Annotated in this window: 18 protein-coding genes, 2 tRNA genes and 1 pseudogene; 17 read left to right on the forward strand and 4 right to left on the reverse strand. The window is 69.5% G+C overall.

Annotation, left to right across the window (positions count from 1 at the left end):
* The first annotated feature begins 613 nt into the window (after positions 1–613).
* The 4 genes and pseudogenes from dnaN (at position 614) to ACIPN7_RS01095 (ending at position 4,556) form a co-directional block, all read left to right on the forward strand.
* Entirely contained in the window at positions 614–1,744 is a 1,131-nt protein-coding gene (gene dnaN / locus ACIPN7_RS01080; protein ID WP_400537128.1) for a DNA polymerase III subunit beta, read from the forward strand.
* 37 nt (positions 1,745–1,781) lie between these two features.
* Positions 1,782–2,756 (forward strand): annotated as a pseudogene (gene gnd / locus ACIPN7_RS01085) (phosphogluconate dehydrogenase (NAD(+)-dependent, decarboxylating)); the annotation flags it as partial.
* 26 nt (positions 2,757–2,782) lie between these two features.
* Positions 2,783–4,021 carry a DNA replication/repair protein RecF gene (gene recF / locus ACIPN7_RS01090; RefSeq protein ID WP_400537130.1) on the forward strand — a complete coding sequence of 413 codons (1,239 nt, stop codon included), beginning with the start codon at positions 2,783–2,785 and terminating at the stop codon, positions 4,019–4,021.
* A 19-nt stretch (positions 4,022–4,040) separates the two neighbouring features.
* On the forward strand, positions 4,041–4,556 hold the full coding sequence (locus ACIPN7_RS01095) for a DUF721 domain-containing protein (RefSeq protein WP_400537132.1): 516 nt from the start codon (positions 4,041–4,043) through the stop codon (positions 4,554–4,556).
* Between the two features lie 162 nt (positions 4,557–4,718).
* Here ACIPN7_RS01095 and ACIPN7_RS01100 read toward each other — a convergent pair whose 3' ends face one another.
* The gene (locus tag ACIPN7_RS01100; protein ID WP_400537134.1) at positions 4,719–5,513 is read right to left on the reverse strand and encodes a hypothetical protein; all 795 of its coding nucleotides are present in this window, start codon (positions 5,511–5,513) and stop codon (positions 4,719–4,721) included.
* A gap of 586 nt (positions 5,514–6,099) precedes the next feature.
* Here ACIPN7_RS01100 and gyrB point away from each other — a divergent pair.
* From gyrB to ACIPN7_RS01135, 7 genes are all read left to right on the forward strand, one after another.
* Positions 6,100–8,178 carry a DNA topoisomerase (ATP-hydrolyzing) subunit B gene (gyrB, locus tag ACIPN7_RS01105; RefSeq protein ID WP_400537136.1) on the forward strand — a complete coding sequence of 693 codons (2,079 nt, stop codon included), beginning with the start codon at positions 6,100–6,102 and terminating at the stop codon, positions 8,176–8,178.
* 109 nt (positions 8,179–8,287) lie between these two features.
* On the forward strand, positions 8,288–10,948 hold the full coding sequence (gene gyrA / locus ACIPN7_RS01110) for a DNA gyrase subunit A (protein WP_400537138.1): 2,661 nt from the start codon (positions 8,288–8,290) through the stop codon (positions 10,946–10,948).
* Complete coding sequence (locus ACIPN7_RS01115; protein ID WP_400537140.1) at positions 10,948–12,177, forward strand: DUF3566 domain-containing protein; 1,230 nt, start codon at positions 10,948–10,950, stop codon at positions 12,175–12,177. Before gyrA ends, ACIPN7_RS01115 begins: the two co-directional genes overlap by 1 nt.
* A 139-nt stretch (positions 12,178–12,316) precedes the next feature.
* Positions 12,317–12,390, forward strand: a tRNA-Ile gene (locus ACIPN7_RS01120).
* Between the two features lie 35 nt (positions 12,391–12,425).
* The gene (locus ACIPN7_RS01125) at positions 12,426–12,545 is read left to right on the forward strand and encodes a DLW-39 family protein (RefSeq protein WP_253874143.1); all 120 of its coding nucleotides are present in this window, start codon (positions 12,426–12,428) and stop codon (positions 12,543–12,545) included.
* A 12-nt stretch (positions 12,546–12,557) separates the two neighbouring features.
* Positions 12,558–12,630, forward strand: a tRNA-Ala gene (locus ACIPN7_RS01130).
* Positions 12,631–12,890: 260 nt separating this feature from the next.
* Positions 12,891–14,093 carry a beta-1,3-glucanase family protein gene (locus ACIPN7_RS01135; protein WP_400537142.1) on the forward strand — a complete coding sequence of 401 codons (1,203 nt, stop codon included), beginning with the start codon at positions 12,891–12,893 and terminating at the stop codon, positions 14,091–14,093.
* A 75-nt stretch (positions 14,094–14,168) separates the two neighbouring features.
* Here the strand turns inward: ACIPN7_RS01135 and ACIPN7_RS01140 are convergent, their stop codons facing one another.
* Entirely contained in the window at positions 14,169–15,173 is a 1,005-nt protein-coding gene (locus ACIPN7_RS01140; RefSeq protein WP_400537144.1) for a hypothetical protein, read from the reverse strand.
* Between the two features lie 122 nt (positions 15,174–15,295).
* Between ACIPN7_RS01140 and ACIPN7_RS01145 the strand changes: the two genes are divergently transcribed.
* Positions 15,296–15,835: a peptidylprolyl isomerase gene (locus tag ACIPN7_RS01145; RefSeq protein WP_285100572.1), complete on the forward strand. Its 540-nt coding sequence runs from the start codon at positions 15,296–15,298 to the stop codon at positions 15,833–15,835.
* A 79-nt stretch (positions 15,836–15,914) separates the two neighbouring features.
* The gene (locus ACIPN7_RS01150; RefSeq protein WP_400537147.1) at positions 15,915–16,796 is read left to right on the forward strand and encodes a rhomboid family intramembrane serine protease; all 882 of its coding nucleotides are present in this window, start codon (positions 15,915–15,917) and stop codon (positions 16,794–16,796) included.
* 122 nt (positions 16,797–16,918) lie between these two features.
* On the opposite strand, the gene ACIPN7_RS01155 is transcribed toward ACIPN7_RS01150, so the two are convergent.
* Positions 16,919–17,191 carry a cell division protein CrgA gene (locus tag ACIPN7_RS01155; protein WP_285100574.1) on the reverse strand — a complete coding sequence of 91 codons (273 nt, stop codon included), beginning with the start codon at positions 17,189–17,191 and terminating at the stop codon, positions 16,919–16,921.
* 144 nt (positions 17,192–17,335) lie between these two features.
* Between ACIPN7_RS01155 and ACIPN7_RS01160 the strand changes: the two genes are divergently transcribed.
* Genes ACIPN7_RS01160 through ACIPN7_RS01175 form a run of 4 tightly spaced genes read left to right on the forward strand, consistent with a single transcriptional unit; the run spans position 17,336 to position 19,811 of the window.
* Complete coding sequence (locus ACIPN7_RS01160; RefSeq protein ID WP_400537149.1) at positions 17,336–18,151, forward strand: DUF881 domain-containing protein; 816 nt, start codon at positions 17,336–17,338, stop codon at positions 18,149–18,151.
* Entirely contained in the window at positions 18,148–18,981 is an 834-nt protein-coding gene (locus ACIPN7_RS01165) for a class E sortase (RefSeq protein ID WP_400537151.1), read from the forward strand. The genes ACIPN7_RS01160 and ACIPN7_RS01165 overlap by 4 nt, the downstream gene beginning before the upstream one ends.
* Positions 18,981–19,139: a hypothetical protein gene (locus tag ACIPN7_RS01170; protein ID WP_285100577.1), complete on the forward strand. Its 159-nt coding sequence runs from the start codon at positions 18,981–18,983 to the stop codon at positions 19,137–19,139. Before ACIPN7_RS01165 ends, ACIPN7_RS01170 begins: the two co-directional genes overlap by 1 nt.
* Positions 19,140–19,148: 9 nt before the next feature.
* Positions 19,149–19,811, forward strand: a complete 663-nt coding sequence (locus ACIPN7_RS01175) for an aminodeoxychorismate/anthranilate synthase component II (protein ID WP_400537154.1) — start codon at positions 19,149–19,151, stop codon at positions 19,809–19,811.
* A 60-nt stretch (positions 19,812–19,871) separates the two neighbouring features.
* On the opposite strand, the gene pknB is transcribed toward ACIPN7_RS01175, so the two are convergent.
* Positions 19,872–21,890: a Stk1 family PASTA domain-containing Ser/Thr kinase gene (pknB, locus tag ACIPN7_RS01180; RefSeq protein ID WP_400537156.1), complete on the reverse strand. Its 2,019-nt coding sequence runs from the start codon at positions 21,888–21,890 to the stop codon at positions 19,872–19,874.

Below are 21,890 nucleotides of genomic sequence, written 5' to 3' on the forward strand. Positions count from 1 at the left end.
CGAAATCCGGGCATAGAGCCCACTTCCACATCTTTCAACACCCCTGTGCACAGCCGGACCGGTGCACAGGGGTGTTGCGTATACGCACCTCCACAGGGCTGTCCACACGCGGAACGGCGGAATACCTGGACTCGGCTTCGGTTGTCCCCAGCACTGTGGACACGACCTGTGCAGAACTTGGTGTGCCGCGCTGACCAGCCGATACACACCTGGGGACAAGCCTGTGGACGGGTGTGGACGAAGGCCTGTTTTCTGTGGGCGACGGGACCCCGATCGGTGGACAGCCTGTGTGTAAAAACTGGCCGTCCACAGCGGTCCCCAGTTCATACACAGATCGACCCACAGCTCCTCCACAGGACGAAATGCCCTCTGACCTGCGGAAAGACACGATTTCCCCAGTTTCCACAACACCGACTACTACTACGACAGTTATCTATCAGGGGGAATCCACACGCCTTCATAAGCCGGTCGAGCGCTTCGGCTACCTCTTCGAACACTAGTACGAGAGCCTCCATGAAGTCCATCCACAGCCCTGGCCTGTCGAGTGCCGCGAGGTCCCCAACTCGCGTAGGGTTTCCCTCGACAGCCCAGGAACAAGAGGAGATGTAACGGCATGAAGTTCAGGGTCGAGCGCGACGTTCTCGCCGATGCCGTGACATGGACCGCCCGTACGCTCCCCACGCGCCCGCCGGCACCGGTGCTTGCCGGTGTCCGGATCGAGGCCGACGCGCAGGGCGTGATCAACCTCGCGAGCTTCGACTACGAGACGTCCGCGCGCTCCGAGATCCCCGCCGAGGTGGCGGAGCCGGGCACCGTGCTGGTCTCCGGCCGTCTGCTCGCCGAGATCTCGCGTGCGTTGCCCAACAAGCCTGTGGACGTGGTGCTCGAGGGCAACAAGGTCGTCGTCACCTGTGGCGCCAGCCGATTCACACTCCTCACCATGCCTGTGGACGAGTACCCGGCGCTTCCGGGGCTCCCCGAGGTCAGCGGCACCGTGTCGGGTGACGCGTTCACCCACGCCGTCGCCCAGGTGACCGTCGCGGCCAGCCGCGACGACACGCTCCCCCTGCTGACCGGCGTGCGCGTCGAGATCGAGGGTGAGCGCATCACCCTCCTGTCCACGGACCGTTACCGCCTCGCGCTCCGCGAGCTGACGTGGACTCCGGCCACGCCGGGCTTCTCCGCGGTCGCACTCGTGCGGGCACGCACGCTGAACGACGTCGCCAAGTCGCTCGGCTCGGGCGGCCTCGTGAACGTCGGTCTGTCCACAGGCCAGGGCCTCGACCTCGTCGGCTTCGAGGCCGGCGGCCGGCAGACCACCTCCCAGCTCGTCGACGGCGACTATCCCGCCGTCCGCCGCCTGTTCCCGGACAGCACGCCCATCCACGCCGTCGTCGCCACCGCCCCGCTGATCGAGGCTGCAAAGCGTGTGAGCCTGGTCGCGGAGCGCAACACGCCGATCCGGCTCTCGTTCAGCGAGGGGCAGGTCGTGCTGGATGCCGGCCAGGGGGACGACGCGCAGGCGTCCGAGGCACTGGAGGCAGTCCTGGTCGGCGAGGACATCGCGGTCGCGTTCAACCCGCAGTTCCTCCTCGACGGCCTGGGCGCCCTGGGCACGGACTTCGTCCGGCTGTCCTTCACGCACCCGAACAAGCCGGTCGAGTTCACCGGTCAGGGCAGCCTGGACGGCGAGGACGACTCCGCCTACCGGTACCTGCTGGTGCCGATCCGCTTCACCGGCTGACGGGTTCGACGCACCGTCCTGATCGACGGCGCGCGCCCTCAAACCGACGTCAGCCAGCACCAAGGACGGCCGCCACGAGCGACCCCGTCGAACGACCCAGGAGGATTTCACGCACATGGTTACCCACATCGGTCTGGTCGGCCTGGGGAAGATGGGCAACAACATGCGGGCCCGTCTGCGCAAGGGCGGCATCGAGGTCACCGGGTTCGACCCGCGGCCCGAGGTGTCCGACGTCGCGACGCTCGCGGACCTCGCCGCCGCGCTCCCCGAGGACAAGCGGGTCATCTGGGTGATGGTTCCGGCGGGCGAGCCCACCCGCGGTGTGCTCGACCAGCTCGGGGAGATCCTCTCCGAGGGCGACATCGTCATCGAGGGCGGCAACTCGCACTACGTCGAGGACCAGGAGCGGGCCGCCGAGCTCGCGAAGAACGGGATCGGCTACCTCGACGTCGGCGTGAGCGGCGGCGTCTGGGGCCTCGAGAACGGGTACGGCCTGATGGTCGGCGGCGCGGCCGCGGACGTCGAGAGCGTGCTGCCGGTCTTCGACGCACTGCGCCCCGAGGGGCCCCGCGAGGAGGGCTTCGTGCACGCCGGCGGCGTCGGCGCCGGCCACTACGCCAAGATGGTCCACAACGGCATCGAGTACGGCCTGATGCAGGCCTACGCCGAGGGCTACGAGCTCCTGGCCGCCAAGTCCGACGTCATCACCGACGTGCACGGCACCATGAAGGCCTGGAGCCGCGGCACCGTCGTGCGCTCCTGGCTCCTCGACCTAATGGTCAAGGCGCTGGAGGAGGACCCGAAGCTCGCCCTGCTCGACGACTGGGTCGACGACTCCGGCGAGGGCCGGTGGACCGTGGACGAGGGCATCGACATGGCCGTGCCGCTCCCCGTGATCTCTGCCGCCCTGTTCGCGCGGTTCGCCTCGCGCCAGGAGCAGTCGCCGGCCATGAAGGCCGTCGCCGCGCTCCGCCAGCAGTTCGGCGGGCACGCGGTGAAGTCGGCGGAGTAGCGGCCGGGACGTACGATCTCCTACCGATGTACGTCTCCCACCTCTCCCTGCTGGACTTCCGGTCGTATGCGTCGGCCGACCTGGAGCTCGAACCCGGGGTCAACGCGTTCGTAGGGCGCAACGGCCGCGGCAAGACCAACCTGGTCGAGGCCATCGGTTATGTCGCGACGCTCGGTTCGCACCGGGTCGCCACGGATGCGCCGCTGGTGCGGTCGGGGGCCGAGCGAGCCGTCATCCGGACGCGGATCGTGCGGGGCGACCGGGCGAGCACGATCGAGCTGGAGATCACCCAGGGCAAGGCCAACCGTGCCCGGATCAACCGGGGCCAGCCGGTCCGGGCGCGAGACGTGCTGGGGGTCCTGCGCACGGTGCTCTTCGCACCCGAGGACCTCGCCCTGGTGAAGGGCGACCCGGACGGTCGGCGGCGGTTCATGGACCAGCTCCTGGTCCTGATGATGCCGAGGGTGTCCGCCGTGCTCTCCGACTACGACCGCGTCCTGCGGCAGCGTTCGGCACTGCTCAAGTCGGCGCGGTCGACCCGGCGCTCCGGTGGGTCGTCGCGGTCCGAGAGCTCGGCGGCCGCCGAGCTGGCGACGCTCGACGTCTGGGACGCGCGACTGGCCGAGCTCGGCGCGGAGATCCTCTCGCTGCGGGTGCAGCTGGTGAACGCGCTGCGTCCCGCGGTCGCCGCCGCCTACGAGCAGGTGAGTGATGCCGACGGCGACGCGGAGATCGCCTACCGGTCGTCGCTGCCAGCCCTCTCGGCGGACAATCCACCGGAGTTGTCCACAGCCTCTGGGGATAACTTTTCGGACGTCGGCCGCCTCCGTGACCTGCTGCTCGAGGCCCTCGTCGAGGCCCGGCCGCAGGAGCTGGAGCGTGGTGTCAGCCTCGTCGGCCCGCACCGGGACGACCTCGTGCTGACGCTTGGCGGACTACCTGCGAAGGGGTACGCGAGCCACGGCGAATCGTGGTCGTTCGCGCTCGCGTTGCGGCTCGCATCGTTCCGACTGCTGGGCGGGGATCCGCAGAATTCGGCGGATTCACCCGCTTTCTGGGACCCAGATCTGGGTACCGACGCCGACCCGGTACTCATCCTCGACGACGTGTTCGCCGAGCTCGACGTCCGGCGCCGGGAACGCCTCGCCGACCTGGTGCTCCCGGCTCGCCAGGTGCTCGTCACGGCGGCCGTGCCCGAGGACATCCCGTCGGCTCTGGACGGCGTACGGTTTCACGTGGAACCCGGGACGGTGACCCGTGACTGACGAATCTCCACAGGGGCCTGTGGATAACTCTGAGCCCGCTCTGACGCCGCCGTCGGAGGTGGCTCGCGCTGCCCTGAACCGGGCCAAGGCGGCGGCCCGGGCCCGCGGTCTGCGACCCGGATCCCCCTCCCGCCGGTCTCCCCTGGCCGAGCCCCGGTCGAGCGGTTCGGGGCCTGGCGCGCGGGATCCACAGCTCCTCGGGGCAGTCGTCGGCCGGCTGCTGCGCGAGAAGGGCTGGACCGAGGAGGTGTCGGTGGGTGGCGTCGTGGGCCGCTGGCGCGAGGTGGTGGGTTCGGAGATCGCCGACCACTGCACGCCCGAGACCTTCGAGGAGAAGGTGCTCGTGGTGCGCGCGGACTCGACGGCCTGGGCGACCCAGCTCCGGCTGCTGGTGCCGACCCTGATCCGGCGTATGGCGGAGGAGATCGGGGAGGGCGTCGTCGAGGAGGTCACGGTGCTCGGCCCGGCCGGCCCCGGGTTCCGGCGCGGCCCTCGGTCCGTGCGTGGCCCCGGCCCCCGGGACACCTGGGGCTGACGGCCCACTATCCACAGGCAGCAAGTTGCCCGCCGGCGGGACCGCGCACACGGCACGTACCAGGTCCGGAACGGGCCGCAGACGCACGAAGGGCTCCCCGGCCGATGCCGGGGAGCCCTTCGTCGCTCAGCTACGCCGTAGCGTCAGCCAGGAGCTGTTTGATCAGGCGTTCTGCTGCATCCGCTTGCGGGCCCAGACCAGGGCGACGCCACCGAGGGCGAGCAGCGCGGCGAACGCGATGGCGCCACCGACGGTCGCACCGGTCGCGGCGAGCTCCGCGGGCTCCTCAGCCTCGGGGCTGGGCGACGCGGAGGGCTCGGCGGCGGGCGGCACGGAGGCCTCCTCGCTGGGCTCGACCGACGGAGACGGCTCCGGCGTCGGCTCGGCGCACTCTTCCTCGATCACGATGTACTCGGTCGGCAGCAAGGCCGTGCCGTCCTCCTGGAGGACGTAGTTGCCCAGGTCCTCCGGGAAGGCGTACTTGTCGGACACGAGGGCGGCGACGATCCCGGCCTCGGTCTTGGTGTACGTGATCGACTCGGTGTTCTCGGGGAGCACCACGTCGTCGAGGCTCGCGGCGCAACCGGCCACGGTCTCCGGCGTGGCCGGGGAGACGACCTCGGCGGGCGGCGTGGTCTCGCAGGCCGTGGTCGAGCCGGACTGCTGGTAGTCGTAGCGGTCGTTGTCGTGCGCCTGCACGTCGATCGACCACTCGTGGTTGGCGGTGCGGGTGATCTCGTACGACTTCACGTACTCGCGGTCGAACGTGACGGTTTCCACCTCGACGCCGTCGATGACGACCGTGAGGTCGGCGCCCGAGTACTGGCGGAGGTCCACGTTCACAGCGCCGCAGTCGGCGGTGACGTTGGGGGTGTGTGCGGAGGCGGGTGCGGCGCTGGCAATCATGCCGCCGAATGCCAGGATGGCGAGAGTTCCGCCGGCAAGAAGCTTCTTCACTCTGTAGCCCTTCGAAGTGAGAGTGCGCGTGCGCGCGCATGTGACCGGTCGGCGCTATTAGAGCAGAAAACGACAAATCAACGAAATGTCACCTTCTGCGTGCAAATTTTCAGACCTTCAACAGACGGCGACATGACGATTCGAAGGGGAATCGCATGCCGGGACGCGCTCTCGACGAGTCGTCCGGAGCGGCGTCGTCGAGGTCGTCGACCGCGGCCGTCCGAGGGCGGGATCGGACCGCCGGACGGGACCTCCGGCGAGGGTCGGATCGAGGCTCCGGAGGCCGTTCGGGAACCGCTTCAAGGCCCCAGGAATCACCCTGTGGAGAAAGGTTGTGGAGGAGTGGCTACAAACACCCCAGGATCCCGGGTTTTCGCCGCTCAGAAGGTAGTATGAGGGGGTCAACCGCGCCGGGTTCCCAGGAACGTCCTGAGGGCCCGGAACGCTGAGCACCGACGAGCCGTCGGACCGTACGTGGCACCCGAGCACGGCATGGACCTCACCTGGTCCGAGCCGCTCGCGCAGCAGCTGGTACGTCCGTCGTCGTGCACATCGTGTGCCTGAAAGACGAGGAGCAACCCCGCCCGTGACAGAGCGAATCGACGGCGGCTACGACGCCGGGAACATCACAGTCCTGGAAGGTCTCGAGGCCGTTCGTAAGCGACCGGGCATGTATATCGGATCGACCGGTGAGCGTGGGCTCCACCACCTTGTGTACGAGATTGTGGATAACGCTGTGGACGAGGCCCTCGCGGGCCACGCCACCGAGATCGACGTACGCCTTCTGGCCGACGGCGGAGTGCGAGTCTCCGACGACGGCCGAGGCATTCCGGTCGCCATGCACCCGACCGAGGGCAAGCCAACGCTTGAGGTCGTGATGACGATCCTGCATGCCGGCGGCAAGTTCGGCGGCGGCGGGTACGCCGTCTCCGGCGGCCTCCACGGCGTCGGCATGTCCGTGGTGAACGCGCTGAGCTCCCGGTTCGTGTCCGAGGTGCGCCGCGACGGGTTCAACTGGCGCCAGGAGTACACCGACGGCGGTAACCCGATCACCGGCGTCGAGCAGCTCGAGCCGCTCGGCCCCGACGAGCACACCGGAACCACGCAGACGTTCTGGGCCGACGGGTCGATCTTCGAGACGACCGAGTACGACTTCGAGACGCTGCGCGCCCGGTTCCAGCAGTACGCCTTCCTCAACAAGGGCCTGAAGATCACGCTCACCGACGAGCGCGCCGGCCACTCGTCCGCGACGGACGAGGTCACGGGTGCCGAGCCCGAGGCGACGGCCGACGGCGTCGAGGAGGTCGCGGGAGCCGACGGCCAGCCGGACGCCGAGGGCACGTCCCAGGACGCGGGCGCCTGGCGCACCGTCACGTTCAAGTACGACGACGGCCTCATGGACTACGTGCACCACCTCAACTCGGCGAAGCGGGTGGAGCTCATCCACCCCGACATCATCTCGTTCGAGAGCGAGGACACCGAGCGCAAGATCTCGGTCGAGGTCGCGCTCCAGTGGACCAGTGCCTACAGCGAGTCGGTCCACACGTTCGCCAACACGATCTCCACCACCGAGGGCGGCACGCACGAGGAGGGCTTCCGTGCCGCGATGACCACGCTGGTCAACAGCTACGCGCGGGACAAGGGGATCATCAAGGAGAAGGACGAGAACCTCACGGGTGACGACATCCGCGAGGGCCTGACCGCCGTCATCTCCGTCAAGCTCGGCGAGCCGCAGTTCGAGGGCCAGACCAAGACCAAGCTCGGGAACACGGAGGCCAAGACCTTCGTGCAGCGCGTGGTCCGCGAGCAGCTCGTCGACTGGTTCGACGCGCACCCGAACGAGGCCCGCGACGTCATCCGCAAGGCGATCCAGGCCTCGCAGGCCCGGATCGCGGCGCGCAAGGCGCGCGAGGCGACCCGCCGCAAGGGCATCCTCAACGGCGGCGGCATGCCGGGCAAGCTCAAGGACTGCCAGTCCCGCTTCCCCGACGAGTGCGAGATCTACATCGTCGAGGGCGACTCGGCCGGCGGCTCGGCGGTGCGTGGCCGCAACCCGCACAACCAGGCGATCCTGCCGCTGCGCGGCAAGATCCTGAACGTCGAGCGCGCCCGCCTGGACAAGGCGCTGTCCAACGCCGAGGTCCAGGCGCTGATCACGTCATTCGGCACGGGCATCGGCGAGGACTTCGACATCTCGAAGCTGAAGTACCACAAGATCGTGCTCATGGCCGACGCCGACGTCGACGGCCAGCACATCTGCACCCTGCTCCTGACGCTGCTGTTCCGGTACATGCGACCCCTGATCGAGCACGGCCACGTGTACCTCGCGCAGCCGCCGCTGTACCGGATCAAGTGGAGCAACGCCCCGCACGACTACGTGTACTCGGACCGGGAGCGCGACGCGTTCCTGGAGGCCGGCGCCGCGCAGGGCAAGCGGATCCCCAAGGACAACGGCATCCAGCGCTACAAGGGTCTCGGCGAGATGGACTACTCCGAGCTCTGGGACACCACGATGGACCCGGACCACCGGACGCTGCTGCAGGTCACCATGGACGACGCGGCCGCGGCCGACGAGATCTTCTCGGTGCTCATGGGCGAGGACGTCGAGTCCCGCCGCACCTTCATCCAGCGCAACGCCAAGGACGTGCGGTTCCTCGACATCTGACCAGGGTCGTCGCAGCAGTGCCCCACGGGGCCCTGCGACGTCCTGCGTCGAGACGGTGGCCCACGAGACGAAGTGACACGCCCAGCGGCGTGGAAAGGAAGTACAGACGGTGACGGACGAGACCCCCGGCGTGGAGAACTCCGACGACGGCATTCCCCTGGAGGACGCGCGGGTAGCGGTCCACCACGGTCGTGTCGAGCAGGTCGACCTGCAGCTGGAGATGCAGCGGTCGTACCTCGACTACGCGATGAGCGTGATCGTGGGGCGCGCGCTGCCCGACGTGCGCGACGGCCTCAAGCCGGTGCACCGCCGCGTCATCTACGCGATGTACGACGGCGGGTACCGGCCCGACCGCGCGTTCTCCAAGTGCTCGCGCGTCGTGGGTGACGTCATGGGCAAGTACCACCCGCACGGTGACACCGCGATCTACGACACCCTGGTGCGCCTGGTGCAGGACTGGGTGCTGCGCTACCCGCTGGTCGCCGGCCAGGGCAACTTCGGCTCGCCGGGCAACGACCCCGCTGCGGCCCCGCGGTACACCGAGTGCAAGATGGCGCCGCTCGCGATGGAGATGGTGCGCGACATCGAGAAGGGCACCGTCGACTTCCGGCCCAACTACGACGGCCGCACCCAGGAGCCCGTCGTCCTCCCGGCGCGCATCCCGAACCTGCTGGTCAACGGCTCTGCGGGCATCGCCGTCGGCATGGCCACCAACATCCCGCCGCACAACCTGCGCGAGGTGGCCGAGGGCGTCCGGTGGCACCTCGCCCACCCCGACGCCTCGCGCGAGGAGCTGCTCGAGGCGCTCCTGCAGCGCATCAAGGGCCCGGACTTCCCCTCCGGCGCGCAGATCCTGGGCCACAAGGGCATCGAGGACGCGTACCGCACGGGCCGTGGTTCGATCACGATGCGCGCGGTCGTGAACGTCGAGGAGATCCAGAACCGGATCTGCCTGGTCGTCACCGAGCTGCCGTACATGGTCAACCCGGACAACCTCGCCTCGAAGATCGCGGACCTCGTCAACGACGGCCGCATCCAGGGGATCGCGGACATCCGGGACGAGACGTCGGGCCGCACCGGCCAGCGCCTGGTCATCGTGCTCAAGCGCGACGCCGTGGCCAAGGTGGTGCTGAACAACCTCTACAAGCACACGCCGCTGCAGGAGAACTTCAGCGCCAACATGCTCGCGCTGGTCGACGAGGTGCCCCGCACGCTCAGCGTCGACGCGTTCGTCCGGCACTGGACCACGCACCAGATCGAGGTCGTCCGCCGGCGCACCGAGTACCTCCTGGCGGAGGCGCAGGACCAGATCCACATCTACGAGGGCTACCTCAAGGCGCTCGACGCGCTCGACGAGGTCATCGCGCTCATCCGTCGCTCCCCCGACGTCGACGAGGCCCGCACCGGCCTGATGGACCTGCTCACGATCGACGAGCAGCAGGCCAACGCGATCCTGTCGATGCAGCTGCGCCGCCTGGCCGCCCTCGAGCGGCAGAAGATCCTCGACGAGCACGCCAAGCTGCGCGCCGAGATCGAGGACTACCTGGACATCCTCGCCAAGCCGGACCGTCAGCGGGCCATCGTGGGCGAGGAGCTCGACGAGGTCACCGAGCGCTGGGGCGACGAGCGTCGCACCACGATCCTCCCGTACGACGGCGACATGTCGATGGAGGACCTCATCCCCGAGGAGGACGTGGTCGTCACGATCACGCGCGGCGGCTACGCCAAGCGGACGCGGACGGACAACTACCGCTCGCAGAAGCGCGGCGGCAAGGGGGTGCGCGGCGCGCAGCTGCGCGAGGACGACATCGTGGACCACTTCTTCACGACGACGACCCACCACTGGATGCTGTTCTTCACCAACCTCGGCCGGGTCTACCGGGCCAAGGGCTACGAGCTGCCCGAGGGCGGCCGGGACGCGAAGGGCCAGCACGTCGCCAACCTGCTGGCCTTCCAGCCGGGCGAGAAGATCGCCCAGGTGCTCGACATCCCCGACTACGAGGCCGCCGATTACCTGGTGCTGGCCACGCGCCGCGGGCTGGTGAAGAAGACCCGCCTGAGCGAGTACAACTCGCCGCGGTCGGGCGGCCTCATCGCGATCAACCTGCGGGAGGACGCCGACGGCGCCGCGGACGAGCTGGTCTCGGCCCGTCTCGTGAACGCCGACGACGACCTCATCCTCGTGTCGCGCAAGGGCCAGTCGATCCGCTTCCACGCGGACGACGAGTCGATCCGCCCGCTGGGCCGCGCGACGTCCGGCGTCACCGGCATGAAGTTCCGCGAGGAGGACGAGCTGCTGTCCGCCGACGTGGTCATCGACGGCGCCGACCTGTTCGTCGTCACCGAGGGCGGGTTCGCCAAGCGCACCCGGATCTCGGAGTACCGGATCCAGGGCCGCGGCGGCCTCGGCATCAAGGTCGCCAACCTCGTGGAGGCGCGCGGTGACCTCGTGGGCGCGCTCGTGACCCACGCGGACGACGAGGTGCTGGTGATCATGGAGCGCGGCAAGATCGTGCGTTCGGCCGTCGCGGAAGTTAACCTCACCGGCCGGAACACGCAGGGGGTAACCTTCGCAAAGCCGGACAAGGGGGACAGGATCATCGCCGTCGCGCGCAACGCGGAGCGTGAGGACGCGGGCGATGCGGTGGCTGCCACCGACGAGAACTCCGACGGTGAACCCGCCGAGCGGGTTACCGTGGAAGACAATCCGACCCCCGACGAAGTTCCGAGCACCCCTGAGCAGGACAGCACCGGACGCGAGGACAGCTGATGACGAGTGACAAGAACGGGCACGTGCGCATCGCGACGCCTTCGCTCGAAGAAGACCTGGAGATCACCCGGGATCGCAAGGCCGTGACGCAGGAGAAGGACGCGGCCGAGACCTCGGGCGCGGAGTCGGCAGGGGCCGGCTCGGAGAAGACCTCCGCGTCGAACGGTTCGGCCACGGACAAGCCCGCCGACGGCGGCAGCGCGTCGAACGGCGCCGCTGCCGGCGCCGGCCAGGCCACGGGCGGCGAGAAGCTGTCCGAGCCCGTCGTGGTCGCCTCCCCCGAGGCGAAGGGGGACCAGTCCACGGAGAGCAAGGCCACGAAGACGCCCGCTGCGGACGACACGGCCGTCCCCACCACGGGTGGGGTCTGGCGGTCCGCCTACGAGGCGGGCAAGCAGGGCAAGGAGCAGAAGCCCGCCGCGGAGTCGAACGGCGGGTCCAAGGACTCCACGGGCCTCGTCTCGGCGATCGGGCGGGCCTCGACCAAGACCGACACCGCGGCGTCCCAGAGCGCGCCCGCGGCAGAGCCGGACGCGAAGTCGTGGAACCGGGTCCCGGCGCCCGGCACTCCGGCGGCCGCTCCGACGGGAGCCGCGGACGGCGTGAAGGCCGGCGCGATGAAGGCCGCCCAGGCCGCCCTCGACGCGGCCCGCAGCGCTGCGAAGAAGGTGTCCTCGATCATGCCTGACGACGATGGGCAGACGGCGGCTCAGAATGAGCCCAAGCCGCGGCCCGAGATGCACTACACCGCGGGTGGCGTGCGCGGCAGCGCCGTTCCGGTCGGTACGCCCGCGGACGGCGCGCAGGGCCAGCCCACGCACCCGGCGTCGACCCCCACGCCCGAGGTGCCGCGTCCGGCCCCCGCCGGCCCGCGCCGCGTGCGGCTCGCGATCTCCCGGGTCGACCCGTGGTCCGTCATGAAGCTGGCGTTCCTGCTGGCCGTCGCGGTCGCGATCATGACCGTCGTGGCCACGGCGGTGTTCTGGTCGGTGCTCAACAGCCTCGGCGTCTTCACCACGGTGCAGAGCTTCGTGGAGGACGCCGTGGGCCCGCAGAGCAACGTGAACCTCACGCAGTTCGTGGAGTTCCCCCGCGTCATCTCCCTCGCGACCCTGATCAGCATCTGCAACATCGTGCTGCTGACGGCGATCGCGACGATCATGGCGTTCCTGTACAACATCACGGCAGCACTCGTCGGCGGCGTGCACATGACGCTGACCGACGACTGACCAGCGCTGCCAGAGCGTTCTCGTGCGTTCGCACGCACGGCTCGGCGCACGTCACACCGCGGACCATCATTTCGGTTTGGGACATCGTCCCGACCTGGGGTAACCTCCAGTGTCGCAAGAGCGTGCGTAACGCTCGTCCGGGGCTATAGCTCAGACGGTTAGAGCGCTTCCCTGATAAGGAAGAGGTCGGAGGTTCAAGTCCTCCTAGCCCCACTCCCGGACCTGCAGAGGCTCCCCAGGAGGAACTCGTGAAGAAGCTGCTGATAGTGCTGCTGGCGGCCGGCGCCGGCTACGTCCTCTGGCGCAAGCTGAGTGAGGACGCGGCTGGCCGCGATCTCTGGTCCGAGGTCACCGACTCGATCGACTGAGCGGCCCTCGTCGGGGCCATGGCGCAATTGGTAGCGCACCTGCTTTGCAAGCAGGGGGTTGGGGGTTCGAGTCCCCCTGGCTCCACCCCTGACCGAAGCCCGGATTCGTCCGGGCTTTTGTCGTTCCCGGGGTCGGTCGGCCCGCTCTGCCGTGGACGGACGCCGCCTGTCCGAGGGATCACTGAGGCGCGTGTAGTGGGATACCCGTATGTTCGGCCGGTCCGGCGAATTTTTCACCCCTGATCCGCCTTGGGCTACTGACAAGGCAGGACCCCTTCCATATCGTCGAGCGCGAGGGGCAGCACCACCCAACTGTTCGGCCCCTCGTGATCCGAGGAGGACAGCGTGTCCCTGACCAGGAAGCTCATCGGCACCGCCGCCGCAGTGACCGCAGCCCTGTCGGCTGCCGTGGTCGCCACGCCGACAGCCACCGCAGTGCCCAGCACCATCCCGCTCACCATCACCAACGACTCAGGTCGTGGCGACCAGGTGTTCGTCTACGTACTGGGCGAGTCCGGCGGCCAGCTCGGCTACGCCGACGCCCAGGGCACGTTCCACCCCTGGCCGGACGCCGGGAGCGTCCCCGAGCCGGCGCCGGACGCATCGATCGCGGGTCCGGCGGACGGGCAGGACGTCACCATCCAGATGCCCAAGCTGTCGGGCCGCGTGTACTTCTCCTACGGCAGCAAGCTCGACCTCAAGATCGTGAACGACGGGCAGCTCGTACAGCCGGCCGTGCAGAACCCGAGCGACCCGAACCGCGACATCCTGTTCAACTGGACGGAGTACACGCTCAACGACTCCGGCCTGTGGATCAACAGCACCCAGGTCGACTTCTTCTCCGCGCCGTACCAGACGGGCCTGCGCTCCTCGAGCGGTGAGCTGCTGCGCACGGGGATGCTCAAGCCCGACGGCTGGGACAACGTCGTGTCGTCGCTCTCGCAGCAGGACGGCTGGGACGGGCTCGCGCAGACCGGACCCGACGGATCCGTGCTGCGGGTCCTCTCCCCCGGCCACGGCGTCGGGACGGGTCAGGTCGACGCGAACGTCCTGTCCGACTACGTCGACCGCGTCTGGAGCAAGTACGCGAGCGAGACCCTCACCGTCGTGCCGTACGGCGACCAGCCGGACAAGAAGTTCCTCGGGACCGTCTCGGGCGACACGATGACGTTCACCGACACGTCGGGCGCCGTCGTCACCACCTTCCCGAAGCCGTCGGGCGAGTCGATCTTCGGCTGCGCGGGCGACCTGGCCGCGCCGAACAACGACATCGGTGCCATCGCACGCACGCTGTGCGCCGGGTTCAACCGGTCCTCGCTGCTCGACAGCAGCACACAGCCGACCCAGGATCCGGCCGGCTTCTACCAGGACTCGGTGACGAACTACTACGCCAAGTACATCCACGAGCAGATGGCGGACGGCAAGGCCTACGCGTTCGCGTTCGACGACGTCATGGCGCAGGAGTCGCTGGTGCACGACGGTGACCCGACCGAGGCTTTCATCCAGCTCGACCCGTTCACGGGGGCGGCCACGCCGATCGGCGGCTGATCGCGACCCGCACAGGACAGGAGGGCCCGGCCGTTTCGGCCGGGCCCTCCTGGCGTGCATGAGACAGGCTGGGGGTCAGCCGCCCTGCTTGCTCTCCCCCGGCGGGACCTGGTCCACGATCGGCTCGTCCTTGGCGGGCGGGGCCGGCTTGGCGTCCTTCGGCTCCGTCGCCTTGACCGGAGTCTCGGGGCTGTCGGAACCGGCCTTCTGCGCGGCGTCGGACACCGCGCTGCTCGCCTTCTGTGCCGTGGACTTCGCGGCGTCGATGACGGGACCGGCCTTCTCCTTGGCGGCGTCGATCACCGGGGCTGCCTTCTCGAGCACCGGACCGGCCTTCTCCTTCGCCGCCTCGAACGCGGGGCTCGCGGCCGAATAGGCCCGGGCACCGAGGTCCTTGGCCGTCTGCGCGGCCTTGGCCCCCGCCTCCTTGCCCTTGGCGATGGCGGAGCCTGCTGCCGAGCCGACGCCGGAGGAGTGCTTGGCGGCGCCGTCGGAGTAGTCGGCTCCCGAGCTCTGTTCCCAGGGCTCGGCCCACGGGTCGGTCTGGGGCTGTGCACGCTTCCAGAACACGTAGCCCGCGACGGCCGCACCGCCCGCGGCCAGCGCGATGAGCCAGCCCTTCTTGGAGCTCTTCCTGCTGGCCTTGTCCACCGCGTCCGTGACGGTCTCGGCGAGCGAGGTCTTGCCCTGTGCCGCCGCGGCGTTGGCCGCCGCGACGTTGAACGCGGAGACCATCTTCGGGAGCAGGTCGTCCACGAGCTTGTCGTGCGCGGAGTCGATCAGGGGCGCGGCCTTGCCCGCCGCCTTCTCGACCTGGGGCGCGGCCGCCTGCAGACTGTCCTGCCAGGCCTTCTCGGCGCGCGGTGTGAGCCATGCGATGAAGTCGTTCACGCGGGGCTGGGCCCAGTCCTTCGCGTTCGAGGCCCGGTCCTTGGCCTGGGCCGCGATGGACCCGGCCTGTGACGCGGCCTTGGAGCTGACGTCGGAAAGCAGAGCTGTGGCCTCCACGGCCCTCTCCTTGACCTTCTCGGTGTCGATCTTGCTCGTGTCCACGTAGTCGGTCACCTTCTTGCGGGTCATGTAACTCCCCCCGAACTGTTCAATACTCCTCAAGGTGCCACTCTGCCATCGCCTGCCCTTACTGGCGAGGTAAGGCGGCGACGCTGCAGCATCCGCGGGCCGCTCCGTGGGAGGATTGATGCATGTTCGCAATCCTGCACACCACCTCCGGTGACATCCGCATCGAGCTCTTCCCGAACCACGCGCCCAAGACTGTCGAGAACTTCGTCGGCCTCGCGACGGGTGAGAAGGCCTGGACGGACCCGCGCACGGGCGAGGAGCGCAAGGACCCGTTCTACGACGGCCTGATCTTCCACCGCGTCATCGACGACTTCATGATCCAGGGCGGCTGCCCGCTCGGGACGGGAACCGGCGGCCCGGGGTACACGTTCAACGACGAGATCCACCCTGAGCTCCAGTTCAACGAGAAGTACATCCTCGCGATGGCCAACGCCGGCAAGCGCCGGAACCCGGTCACCGGCGAGATCGAGGGCACCAACGGCTCCCAGTTCTTCCTCACCACCGCGGAGACCCCGTGGCTCAACGGCAAGCACACGATCTTCGGCAAGGTCGCGGACGACGCGTCGCGCGAGGTCGTCGACAAGGTCGGCAAGACGCGCACGCGTCCCGGCGACCGTCCCGTCGAGGACATCGTCATCGAGTCCGTCACCATCGAGCCCTGAGCCGTCGCGGCGCTCGCGCCGCCGGCCCGGACACGTACGACCGAGCACCGATGACCGAGGGGACTGAGGACGTATCGCGATGAACGACCCGGCCGCCGAGGAGCCGACCGAGGCCGAGGCTCCCGTCTGCCCGCGACACCCCGACCGGGTGGCCTACGTGCGCTGCCAGCGCTGCGGTCGCCCGACGTGCCCCGAGTGCCAGCGACCGGCCGCGGTCGGCGTCCAGTGCGTCGACTGCGTCCGGGAGACGAAGCGCGCCGCTCCGCGCATCCGGACGGCGTTCGGCGGCTCGGCCACCAGCACCGCCGCCAACGGCCGGCCGGTCGTCACGCTGACGATCATCGGCATCTGCGTCGTGAGCTGGCTGCTGCAGCTGGTGACGAGGGGCGCGTGGACGGAGGCGCTGTGGTTCTGGCCCTGGGGCGGCGCGATGGAGCCGTGGCGGTTCCTCACGGCGTCGTTCCTGCACTCCACGTCACCGCTGCACATCCTGTTCAACATGTACGCGCTGTGGATCACGGGCCAGTTCCTCGAACCGCTGCTCGGCCGGGCCCGGTTCGCGGTCCTGTGCCTGCTGTCCGCCGTGGGTGGGTCGGTCGGCGTGCTGCTCCTGGCCGGCGACCCGTTCACGTCGAGTGCCTGGGTGACACCGGTCGTCGGCGCGTCCGGCATGGTGTTCGGGCTGTTCGGGGCGATGCTCCCCGTGATGCGCCGCCTGGGCCGCAGCATGGGTCAGGTGCTCGTCCTGCTCGCGATCAACGGCGCCATCGGCTTCTTCGTGCCGAACATCTCGTGGCAGGCGCACCTCGGCGGTCTCGTCACCGGTGCGCTGGTGGCGACCGCGTACGCGTACGCGCCCAAGGACCGGCGCGCGCTCGTCGCATGGCTGGTTCCGGTGGTCGGTATCGCCGTCCTGATCGCGCTGGCGGTGTGGCGCTACAGCGCGGTCGGCGTCCTGTGAACAGGCCGCGGGACTAGCGGGCGGACCGTCGCCAGTCTCTTTTCCCCAGCTTTACCCACAGCTGTGGATAAATGGGTACACGGCTCCGCGGCCGCCTCGGTGGGGCCGCGGAGCCGCCGTTCTCAGCGCCAGCGGGTGGTGAGCCCGAAGCCCACGATGATCAGGCCGAAGCCGACCGCGAGGTTCCACTGGCCGATCTGCGGGATCGGCAGGGCGAGGTCTGCGCTGGTCAGGTAGTACGTCACGATCCAGGCGAGGCCGAGGACCATGAGGCCGACCATGACGGGGGCGAGCCAACGCGGGTTGACCGCCTCACCGGGCAGCGCGACCTTGGCCTCGGCCTTGTCAGCCTTGGGCGTGGCCTTCTTCTTGTTGCGGGACTTCGACTCGGGCACGAGGCGGGCTCCTGTCCTGGGGGGTCTGCCCGACGGGTGTGCCGAGCCGACGTCTGCTTGCTCGTGGACTAGCGTAGTGGTCGACAGCCCGAGTCGTGACCAGACGCGTCCGCGGGTTTGTCGAATGTTGCAGGAGGGACGCGTGTGACCGAGCCGGAGCCGACGCCCGCGCCGTCGTCCAAGGGCGGTGCCGGAGGCTTTCTTGGTGCCCTGACCCACGCACGATGGCGTTCGTGGCTCAGTGTGGGAGCGGTCGCCGTGCTGGCCGGCCTGATGTTCAGCGCCAGCGCCCGGCTGGCCGACGGCGGCGGCGCCGGCAACCGCGACCCGCAGGATCTCGCGCAGCTCGTGGACACCGAGACGAACCGCGTCACCGACCTCACCGAGCGCAGCACCGAGCTGGACCGCGAGATCGAGGGGCTGAGCGCACGTGCCGGCACGACCGTGCCGACGCTGGACGACGACCTGGTGCGGCGCGAGGGCGTGGTGTCGGGATCCGAACCGGTGCGGGGCGCCGGGCTGACCGTGACGCTCGACGACGCGCCGTCGACGTCGGTCGGCGCCGGGCCTGGCGGCGTCGAGCCGCAGCCGGACGACCTCGTGGTGCACCAGCAGGACCTGCAGCACGTCATCAACGCGCTCTGGGCCGGCGGGGCCGAGGCGATGACGCTGCAGGGTGAGCGGGTGACGTCGACGTCGGCGTTCCGGTGCTCCGGAAACATCCTGCTGCTGCACGGCAAGGTCTTCTCACCACCGTACAAGGTGACGGCGGTGGGAGACCCGGCGAAGATGGAGGCGTCGCTCGACGGGTCCGAGGGTGTGCAGACGTACCTCGAGTACGTGGACTGGGTACACCTGGGCTGGGACGTGCGGCGTAGCGACCACCTGGACCTCCCCGCGTACGACGGCGGCGGTCTGCAGTACGCGACGGTTCCCGATGGTACGGAGGTCTTTGGATGACCCACGCGCAGGCCGGCCACAACGTGCCGCTGCCACAGGAGGTGTTCCCCATCGCGTATCAGCGCGGTCCGTCCGGGATGGGGCCGCGCAACGCGCGGCGTCCCCAGTCGTCGGGATCCCCCATGCGGCCCGTCGCCTGGCTGATCGGCGTGATGGGCGAGCTCCTCGTGACGGCAGGTCTGGTGCTCGGGCTGTTCGTGGTGTGGCAGCTCTGGTGGACGGACGTCGAGGGCGCGCGCGCCCAGAGCGAGATCATCGCGGAGATGGACTGGGAGGCCGCGCCGACCGGCCCGCAGACCGCCCCCGAGAACCACGGCCCGCCGCCGCTCATGGAGGAGCCACCGGAGGCCGGCACGCTCTTCGCGCAGATGTACATCCCGCGGTTCGGCGACGACTACGTCAAGCCGATCGCCGAGGGTACGGACAAGGCGACGGTGCTCGACACCATCGGCATCGGGCACTACGTGGGCACCGCGATGCCGGGTGACCTCGGCAACTTCGCGCTCGCCGCGCACCGCACGACCTACGGCAAGCCGTTCAACCAGATCGCCGAGCTCAAGCCCGGTGATCCCCTGGTCGTCCGCACCGAGGACACCTGGTACGTGTACAAGGTGACCGAGTCGCAGATCGTCTACCCGCAGAACGTCGAGGTCATCGCCCCGGTCCCCGGCGTGACCGCCGACGAGCCGATGCCCGAGCTGACCAAGCGGTTCATCACGCTGACCTCCTGCCACCCGATGTTCTCCGCGACCGAGCGGTACATCGTGCACGGTGAGCTCGAGTACTGGTCGCCCGTGGGCGAGGGCAAGCCGAAGGAGCTGGTGAGCTGATGTACGCGCTGTTGTGGCGGGCCATCCCCGGCCCCGGGTGGTTCAAGTTCCTGGTGTGCCTCGTGCTGGCGTTCGGCGTGATCGCGGTGTGCTTCACGCAGTTCTTCCCGTGGCTCAGCGACTACATGCCGTTCAACGACACCACCGTCGGCGCGTAGCATGCCTGCATGACGCGCATCCTCGTCGTCGACAACTACGACTCGTTCGTCTACACGATCGTCGGCTATCTCGACCAGATCGGCGCCCGGACCGTGGTGGTCCGGAACGACGCCGTGCCCACCCCCGACGCCGACGGCCGCTTCTGGTACGACGGCGACGACGGCGCGCCCGTGCCCTACGACGGCGTGCTCGTCTCCCCCGGCCCCGGTACCCCCGCGGAGGCCGGCGCCTCCGAGGACGTGATCCGGGCCTGCGCCCGGTCGCGCACCCCGATGCTCGGCGTCTGCCTCGGGCACCAGGCGCTGGCCGAGGTGTTCGGCGGCAAGGTGACGCACGCGCCGGAGCTCATGCACGGCAAGACGAGCCTTGTGGAGCACTCGGGCCAGGGCGTCCTCGCCGGCCTGCCCGCGCCGTTCACCGCGACGCGCTACCACTCGCTGGCGGTGACGCCGGACAGCGTGCCGGCCGAGCTGGAGGTGACCTGCTCGACGGCGTCGGGCATCGTCATGGGGCTGCAGCACCGCGAGCTGCCGCTGCACGGCGTGCAGTTCCACCCCGAGTCCGTGCTCACCGAGGGCGGGCACCGGCTGCTGGCGAACTGGCTGGAGACCTGCGGGCTCGAGGGCGCCGTGGAGCGGGCACAAGGAATGGCGCCGCTGGTCATCTCGTGACCTGCGACGCCATGTGCGCGGTGCGGCCCCTGACCGGTCTCCGGTCAGGGGCCGACTGCGTTACGGGATGATGTCCTCGCCGTCGCCTTCCCCGCCGTTCGCGGGGCCGGTGGAGATCACGAGGTTGATGTACGAGCCCACGTCAACGGTGGAGCCCGGATCCGGGTCGGACCGGATCACCTGGCCGGCGGCGAAGATGTCCGAGGGCTCCTCGGACGCCTGCTGGCACGTGATCTGCACGCCGGTGCACGCGACCTGGGCCTCGTCGAGCGTCTTGCCGACCAGGTCCGCGGGGACGGTCGTCTCCGTGGGTGCCGGCGCCTCCGCGATGTAGACCGTCACCGAGGTGCCCTGCTTCACGTCGCCGGCCTCGGGGTCGGTGCGCGACACCGTACCCGGGGTTACCTCGTCGCTCTCCTCGGTGTCCCACTGGATCGTGCCGAGACCGAGGTTCGCGAGCTGTGCCTCGGCGCCCTCCTTGGACTGCCCGACCACGTTCGGGAGCGTGGTGTTGCCGGTCGAGAGGTAGAGGACGACGTCCGAACCCTCCTGAGCGGTCAGGCCTGCGCCCGGCTCAGTCTTGGTGACCTGGCCCTGGCTGACGTCCGGGCTGTTCTCGGACTCGGTGCCGCTGACCGTGAGGTTCAGCTCCTCGAGCTTGGCCCGGGCGTCCGCCTCGGACAGGTTCTTCAGCTCGGGCAGCGTGACCTGGCCCGGCGCGCCCGCCACGAAGACGGTGACCGTCGAGTTCGGCTCGACCTCCTCGCCCGCGCCCGGCTCGGTCGTGCCGGTGGTCTGACCCTCGTCGAGGTCGGACTCCTTGTCGATGGCCGACTGGAACGTCAGCCCGGCGGCCTCGATCTGCGATCGTGCCTCCTCGGCGCTGATGCCCTCCGAGATCGTGGGCACGGCGACCTTCGTCGGCTCCTCCTCGCCACCGCCGTTGATGACCATGGCGATGATGATGGCCGCGACCGCCGCGAGGGCGATCCCGAGCAGCCACCACATCAGGGCCTTGCTCTTCTTCTCGGGCTCGCGCTGGCCGTTGCGGGTCTGCGGCCCGGGGTAGCCGTTGCCCGGCGTGATCGGGCTCTGCTGCGCCGTCGCGGGACCCCAGCTGCCCTGGCCCGGCGTCATGACCTGCGTGGCCCCGTACGCGGGCTGGCCCGCGACCTGGGTCGCGCCCATCATCGCGGCACCGACCATGGGTGCGGTGACCTGGCCGCCGCGCATCGCGGCCTCCAGGTCGCGGCGGAACTCCGCCGCGGTGCTGTACCGGTGGTCGCGGTCCTTGGTGAGGGCCTTGAGGGTGATGCGGTCGAGCACGTCGGGGACGTCGGTGGCGACCTCCGACGGGCGCTGCGGTTCCTGGCCCACGTGCTGGTAGGCCACGGCGACCGGGGAGTCGCCCTGGAACGGCGGCCGCCCCGTGAGCAGCTCGAACAGCATGCAGCCGGTGGAGTACAGGTCGGAGCGGGTGTCCACCTGCTCGCCACGGGCCTGCTCCGGCGAGAGGTACTGCGCGGTACCGATGACCGCGTTGGTCGCCGTCATCGTCGCGGCGGAGTCGGCCATGGCGCGGGCGATGCCGAAGTCCATCACCTTGACCGCACCCGTGGGCGTGATCATCACGTTCGCGGGCTTGATGTCGCGGTGCACGATGCCCGCGTGGTGCGAGTACTCCAGTGCGCTCAGCACGCCGACCGTGATCTCGACGGCCTCCTCGATCGGGACCGCGGCGCCGTCCGTCAGGATGTCGCGGACGGTGTGCCCCTCGACGTACTCCATGACGATGAACGGCACGTGCACGTCCTCGCCGGAGGCGTTCTGGTGGATGTCCTCCCCCGTGTCGTACACGGCGACGACCGCGGGGTGGTTCAGCGCCGCGGCGGACTGCGCCTCGCGCCGGAAGCGGGTGAGGAACGACGGGTCGCGGGCGAGGTCGGAACGGAGCACCTTGATCGCGACGGTACGACCGAGACGGGTGTCGTGGCCGATGTGCACCTCGGCCATGCCGCCACGGCCGACGAGCTCGCCGACCTCATAACGGCCGGCGAGTACGCGGGGCGTGTTCTCCAC

The organism is Promicromonospora sp. NPDC090134 (assembly GCF_044746965.1).
GTDB lineage: Bacteria > Actinomycetota > Actinomycetes > Actinomycetales > Cellulomonadaceae > Promicromonospora.

Bases quoted from the DNA above. Each gene is read 5' to 3' on its own strand.
- ACIPN7_RS01175 (WP_400537154.1), top strand. From the start codon at position 19,149: ATGACGCGCATCCTCGTCGTCGACAACTACGACTCGTTCGTCTACACG.
- ACIPN7_RS01170 (WP_285100577.1), top strand. From the start codon at position 18,981: ATGTACGCGCTGTTGTGGCGGGCCATCCCCGGCCCCGGGTGGTTCAAG.
- ACIPN7_RS01165 (WP_400537151.1), top strand. From the start codon at position 18,148: ATGACCCACGCGCAGGCCGGCCACAACGTGCCGCTGCCACAGGAGGTG.
- recF (WP_400537130.1), top strand. From the start codon at position 2,783: ATGTACGTCTCCCACCTCTCCCTGCTGGACTTCCGGTCGTATGCGTCG.
- ACIPN7_RS01150 (WP_400537147.1), top strand. From the start codon at position 15,915: ATGAACGACCCGGCCGCCGAGGAGCCGACCGAGGCCGAGGCTCCCGTC.
- ACIPN7_RS01145 (WP_285100572.1), top strand. From the start codon at position 15,296: ATGTTCGCAATCCTGCACACCACCTCCGGTGACATCCGCATCGAGCTC.
- ACIPN7_RS01115 (WP_400537140.1), top strand. From the start codon at position 10,948: ATGACGAGTGACAAGAACGGGCACGTGCGCATCGCGACGCCTTCGCTC.
- dnaN (WP_400537128.1), top strand. From the start codon at position 614: ATGAAGTTCAGGGTCGAGCGCGACGTTCTCGCCGATGCCGTGACATGG.
- ACIPN7_RS01140 (WP_400537144.1), bottom strand. From the start codon at position 15,173: ATGACCCGCAAGAAGGTGACCGACTACGTGGACACGAGCAAGATCGAC.